Origin of the sequence: Mesorhizobium ventifaucium (assembly GCF_935822925.1) — a bacterium.
Classification (GTDB): Bacteria; Pseudomonadota; Alphaproteobacteria; order Rhizobiales; family Rhizobiaceae; genus Mesorhizobium; species Mesorhizobium ventifaucium.
In genome coordinates this window covers 1-5,470 of sequence record NZ_CAKXZS010000047.1, presented here as the reverse complement: position 1 = coordinate 5,470, position 5,470 = coordinate 1, and the positions used below count along the sequence as shown (strand labels likewise).

Sequence of the window (5,470 nt, the reverse complement as noted above, 5' to 3'; positions counted from 1 at the left end):
TGGCGAAGATGACGAACAGCGAGGCCGGCAACAGGCGCCGGGCGCGCCTTGCATAGAACCGCCATAGGTCCAGCCTGCCGTCCTCGGCGATTTCCCGCAGCAGCTGGCCGGTGATCAGGTAGCCGGAGATGACGAAGAAGATGTCGACGCCGGTGAAGCCGCCCGGCAGGTCCGACAGACCAAAATGGAACGCGACGACGCCCGACACCGCCAGCGCACGCAGCCCCTCGATATCAGGCCGAAACGATGCTGACACGGCAAAACCTCGTATAGGTCGTTGAAAAAGCCACCCGTTGCGAAGACTCGACGCAATGCATTGATATTGCAATGCAACAAATCTAACGCAGTGCAACATAAGTGGAAGTTTGCGCGGTGCAGTGCGGGTCTGCGTGTCGGCGTCTATACCAGGACGCGCCGCGACGGCCGCTGCTGCACCCGCCGTGGCGGCGTGTTTTTGAGCACAAGAAAGAGATTTGGCCCGGCTAGCGGGTCTGCATATCAGGCTTGGAAGGAGCCCGGCGCTCGCGCGCCGGACTCCTCCCCTTAAAGCGCCTCGCGTTCGAAAGGAAATCAACGCGCTTTAAGTCTTTGTTTCCATGCATGTCGTTACCCAAAACCGCTGCGCACCCTCGGGTCAGGCCCGAGGGCATGCTTGGGCGACATGCATTAGTCGTCACCGATCACGCATGCGCTGGCGGATGATGACGGGAGTCCCAGACTGCCCAAGCCGATGCCGCAACCACCAGCACGCCGAGGACAACGTGGGTCGCCATTGCGTTGGCGTTTGCCACGAAGCCGAGCAGCCAGGGCGAGGCGATCAGCCAGAGCCCGACGACAAGGTTCACCCACTCTTCCCATTCGGCGAATACTGAAAGCGCCGCGAGAGCCAGGGCGCCGAGCACGACCGCGGCAATCCAGGCGTTCCAAGCAGCAGCGGGTTCAGCAGCGAAGCCGATAACCCAGGGTGAGATGAACAGGCATGCCGCAAGGATCAGGTTGATCCAATCCTGGGGCTTCTTTCCTTCCATCAGATCGTTTGCCATGACAACCTCCACAGATGAAGCTTGACCAAAGCACTACGTCGCGTGCAACGCACGCTTAGTCATTGATATATCGCAGTTTCGGCGGCTTTCAAGGAGTGGCTCCGGGGCGGCCGGTAAGCCGGTGCCGCAGTGCCGGCATCCGCCTGCTCAACCTGGAAGCGCCGCCCGCGCCGGGGTTCGGAGGCCGCAGCCCTCCCGGATACCAGGTCAAGGCGCAACGCGATCACGCCTTTTATCCGTTAGGTATCCGTTAGGGAGGGATGGAACTCTAGAAATCGAAATAGATCGCCGGCGGATACGGGCTGGACGCATTGTTGTCGACGGGCGTCGCCATCGCATCAGACGACGTGATCCCGCCGGTGGGCTTATTGTCGAGCAGCGGCTGGCTTTTCTCGGCTGTGGCCGCTTTCGCATCGGTGGCAACGACTTTCGTTTTAGCCTCCACGGCTTGCGAAAGGGCGAGCACGGCGAGAAGTGCAGACAGAGCAAGTTTCATGACGGCGTCCCTCCATGGTTAACGTAAGGTTACCCCAGCCGCCGGCCCGAACACCGCCGCAGTGTGGAAAGGCGTGGAATTCTCTGGAATTCCTGGAATATGGCTTGTGGAAAAATGCGGCCGCGGGGGGAACGGAGCAGGTGCCGGTGCGTGCAGGCTTGCAGCCGCATCAGGCCGAAGCCTGGAGCGGCCGCGACCGAACCCAGACGTCCGGTCGCGCTTGGCCGCTCAATGTCGCGGCCAGCGCTGGTGTGAAGATCAATCCTTGAAGCCGGTCGAGTCGAGCAGGGCGACCTGCTTGCCGTCGATGTAAAAGCGTATCACGTGCGCGCTGCCGTCGACCTCAATGCGCGTCGGCTCGATGGCCGGCGACGCAGGAGCCGCCTTGCCATATGTCGCTGCCGCGCGCGAGCCGGCAGCGGCGCGCGACGGTCCATTCGGCCCGAAGGTCAGCAGCAGCAGTGCGGCGGATCCAACCGCAAGCGCGGTGAAGGGGATTTTGGGAGAAGCAGTCCAGGACATCGAGTTATTCCTTCCTTGTTGAGGCGGCATCTACGCTGGTTTGTGCTGGTTCGAGAGCTCGGCTTCGCCGTCGTTCAAATGACTGAGGAAGGGTGTTGGTATTCAAGCCTAGATAACGTGACTTTCAATAACTTGCCCTTGCCCTGCGCGACCTTAGCGCCGCCCGGCGGGGCGAAAAGGGCAGCCGCGTGGAGCGGCGTGGAATTCTGCGGATTTCCCGGAATATTAGCTTGTGGAAAAGTACAGTGGGAGCAGCTGCCGTCCCATGCTATGCCTCGCGGTGGCATAAAGGGGCAGGTGGGGGATGGCACACCATATCGCGCAAAAGTTACGGTTGACCGCGGCCGTGCTGGGAACCGTCACCCGCAAGGACCTTGCGGCGGCGTTCCGGGGCGTCAACCCGAAGACGGCGTTCGATCTCGGCCGCGCCGACAAATGGCTGCAGGGGCGCGCCCAGCCACGCGAGCTCAGCGTCTACGACGACTGGACGAAGCTGCTCAAGCTGGAGCAGACCGGCGCCTGGATCGCCGAGAGCGACCTGCCAGGTTTTACCGCGGCGATCTGTGCCCGCCACGGCATCGACAGGGCCGAACTGGAACGCCGCGCCGGTGCGCATTTCGAGACCGCTGCCGGGCATGAGGAACGAAGCCTTGGATTCGCCCTTGCCGGAACCTACGCATGTTATTCGCATGCGTTGTCGCCCTATTATCGCGGCCAACTGATCAGGGGCAGCCTGTCGATAGAGACCGGGCCGGGTGCACACGGCCTGACTGCCGCCTATCGCGAGGTGTTGCCGACCGGGCAACTGCTGCTCGGCGGGCTGATGACGCCGGCAAAACGCGGCCTTTATGCGCATCTGAAGGAAGCCAACGGCGAAGCCCAATTCTTCTTGTGCCTGTTTGCGCACTCGCGGCCGGGAAGCGTGCTTGGCGGCTATCTGTGCGGCACCACCATCATCGGCCCGGAGCCGCAGCCGTCCCTGACCAGGATCCTGATGATCCGCTTGCGCAGTCCGGCACCCGAGGGATGGGGCGGATATCTGCCGCCCGACGGGTCGATCGCCGATGATCTGGCTTCGCTCGGCGTGGCAATTGAGCAGCCCGAAATGGTCGACCGGCAGCTGGCGCAATTCCTCGCCGGAGACAGCAAGGACGGCGGTGCTAGCCAGATCCCGCCGGCCGAGTTCCGAGGCATCCTCGACGTGTTCGACCGTCATTGGCTGCGTCATTCGTATTAAGCCCGATCTAGTCTTCTGCCTGTTCGGAACCGATCACCACGTCAGTTGTTGTGTCCGGCGACCAAAGCGCCCGTCCGGCTGTCCAGTTGGGCCGCCACGCGCCCGCTCGCATCTTCGATGCTCGCCGGCGCGAAGGAAGCGAAGTTGCGCGCCGGCTCAATATGCCTGATCATGGTGATTGGCAGGGTGGAGGCGTCGAGTGGGGGCTAATCGTCGAAACGGCATGCACCCGTCGGAGCCCCGGCTGGTGGGCATTGTTGCCGGTGCCAGGGCCCTCCCGCGCATGTCGCTGCCCACCGTCGCGACCGTCGTGGCGGCGGTTGCGGCCCTGTATTTCGGGCGCGAGGTTTTCCTGCCGATCGCAATCGCCCTGCTGCTGACCTTTGCGCTTGCACCCTTGGTTTCGGCACTCAAACGGGTCGGCATTCCCCGTCTGCCCGCGGTCATCGCCAGCGTGCTGGGCGCATTCACGGTCCTTGCGCTGTTCTCCTTCATTGTCGCCACGCAGGTCAGCGAACTGGCGCAGAACATCCCGCTTTACCAGTCAAATATCCTGACCAAAGTCCGATCCCTGAAGGAGTCCGGCGTCGGCGGCGGCGTCATCGCCAGGCTGAGCGAGGCGATCGAACGCGTTGGCCAGGAACTCGACAGGCAGGAAACCTCACCGCCCGCCGCGGATCAGCCACGGCGCGAGCCGGTGCCTGTCGAGATCATCGCACGCGAAAGGCCGCTTCAGGTTCTGCAGAACCTGATCGGACCGCTGATCAGCCCGCTGGCATCGGCCGGTCTGATCGTCGTCGTCGTCATATTCATGCTGCTCGAGCGCGAGGACCTGCGCGATCGTTTCATACGCCTCGTCGGCTACGGCGACCTTCATCGGACCACCGAGGCGCTCCAGGATGCCGGCAAGCGGGTCGGCCGGTATCTGCTCATGCAATTGGTCGTGAACATCGTCTATGCCATACCGGTTACAGCAGGGCTTTGGATTCTGGGGATACCCAATGCGCTGCTGTGGGGGTTGCTGGCGCTGGCGCTGCGCTTTGTTCCCTATATCGGCCCGATCATTGGTGCGCTGCTGCCCCTGTTCCTGGCGCTTGCCGTGGCGCCAGGCTGGTCGCTCGTGCTGTGGACCGCCGGCCTGTTCGTGGCCATGGAAATGATAACCGGCAACGTCGTCGAACCGTGGCTCTACGGTTCACGCACCGGGCTTTCGCCATTGGCCATCATCGTTGCGGCTATATTCTGGACCTGGCTCTGGGGCCCGCTGGGTCTGGTTCTGTCGACGCCGCTCACGGTCTGCCTCGTCGTGCTCGGCAGGCACGTGCCGCAGTTCGAATTCCTCGACGTTCTGTTCGGCAACGAACCGGTGCTCGAACCCCACGCTCGGCTCTACCAACGGCTGCTGGCCGGCGATCCAGAGGAAGCCACAGATCACGCCGAGGAGATGTTGGAGGAAAAATACCTGTTCGAATTCTATGACAAAGTCGCCATTCCCGCACTGCTGCTCGGCGAGCAGGATCGAGTGCGGGGCGTCATGGGCGATGAGCAAAGACGGCGGGTGGCGGCCAGCGCGCAGATGCTGGTGGCGAACCTCGACGACAGCGCACGGGAGGAAGCAGAGGAGGACGATGATCCGGCCACTGTCGAGCCTGCCACGACGGAGAAGGACAAGCAGGCTCAAGGGGAGGGCGAGGACGACACCGAGCTGCCGGATGGCACTGACATGTCGGTGCTGTGTGCCGGCGGCCGCGGCGAACTCGACGATGCCGCCGCCGCCATGCTGGCGCAGGTGCTCGAAGTCCAAGGGGCGACGGTCTCGAAGGCGAGGTTTGCCGATATGGATCCGACTGGCATTCGCCGGCTCGAGCTCGACGCAGTCGACACCGTTGTGGTCGGATTCCTGAACCGCGACTCCGTCAAGCACGCCCGTTTCCTTGTTCGTAGGCTGAAACGTGCCAAGTCGGCGCTGCGGGTAGGCATCGTGTTCTGGTCGAAGGACGACGACGACAAAAAGACAGAAGTCGAATTGGCCAATGACATCAACGCCGATTTTGTGGCGTTTGGCATGGTCGACGCCGTTCTGGGCGCATTGTCGAGCGATCCGCCGGTTGCGCTGAAGGTCGCTGCCAAGCGCCGCATGCGCCGCCGGCCGCGCCCGGCCAGGAAGGCGCC

Annotated in this window: 6 protein-coding genes; 2 read left to right on the top strand and 4 right to left on the bottom strand. The window is 63.1% G+C overall.

The genetic code is table 11. The annotated features are described in order from the left end of the window. The 4 genes from NMG70_RS32720 to NMG70_RS28700 form a co-directional block, all read right to left on the bottom strand. A partial coding sequence (locus tag NMG70_RS32720; protein ID WP_436798477.1) for an acyltransferase family protein occupies positions 1–256 on the bottom strand: 256 nt, incomplete at its 3' end. Positions 257–680: 424 nt separating this feature from the next. Beyond that, complete coding sequence (locus NMG70_RS28710) at positions 681–1,043, bottom strand: SPW repeat protein (protein ID WP_254027616.1); 363 nt, start codon at positions 1,041–1,043, stop codon at positions 681–683. Between the two features lie 268 nt (positions 1,044–1,311). Continuing rightward, positions 1,312–1,539 (bottom strand): hypothetical protein, encoded by a 228-nt coding sequence (locus NMG70_RS28705; protein WP_254027615.1) that lies wholly within the window; start codon positions 1,537–1,539, stop codon positions 1,312–1,314. A gap of 258 nt (positions 1,540–1,797) precedes the next feature. Further along, positions 1,798–2,061, bottom strand: a complete 264-nt coding sequence (locus NMG70_RS28700; RefSeq protein ID WP_254027614.1) for a hypothetical protein — start codon at positions 2,059–2,061, stop codon at positions 1,798–1,800. Positions 2,062–2,365: 304 nt separating this feature from the next. On the opposite strand from NMG70_RS28700, the gene NMG70_RS28695 reads away from it, so the two are divergent. Together NMG70_RS28695 and NMG70_RS28690 are read left to right on the top strand one after the other, a co-directional pair. Beyond that, the gene (locus NMG70_RS28695) at positions 2,366–3,298 is read left to right on the top strand and encodes a hypothetical protein (RefSeq protein WP_254027613.1); all 933 of its coding nucleotides are present in this window, start codon (positions 2,366–2,368) and stop codon (positions 3,296–3,298) included. A 223-nt stretch (positions 3,299–3,521) separates the two neighbouring features. Continuing rightward, a partial coding sequence (locus NMG70_RS28690) for an AI-2E family transporter (RefSeq protein WP_254027612.1) occupies positions 3,522–5,470 on the top strand: 1,949 nt, incomplete at its 3' end.

Coding starts and splice junctions, on each gene's coding strand:
- NMG70_RS28710 (WP_254027616.1), bottom strand. CDS start 1,043: ATGGCAAACGATCTGATGGAAGGAAAGAAGCCCCAGGATTGGATCAAC.
- NMG70_RS28705 (WP_254027615.1), bottom strand. CDS start 1,539: ATGAAACTTGCTCTGTCTGCACTTCTCGCCGTGCTCGCCCTTTCGCAA.
- NMG70_RS28700 (WP_254027614.1), bottom strand. CDS start 2,061: ATGTCCTGGACTGCTTCTCCCAAAATCCCCTTCACCGCGCTTGCGGTT.
- NMG70_RS28695 (WP_254027613.1), top strand. CDS start 2,366: ATGGCACACCATATCGCGCAAAAGTTACGGTTGACCGCGGCCGTGCTG.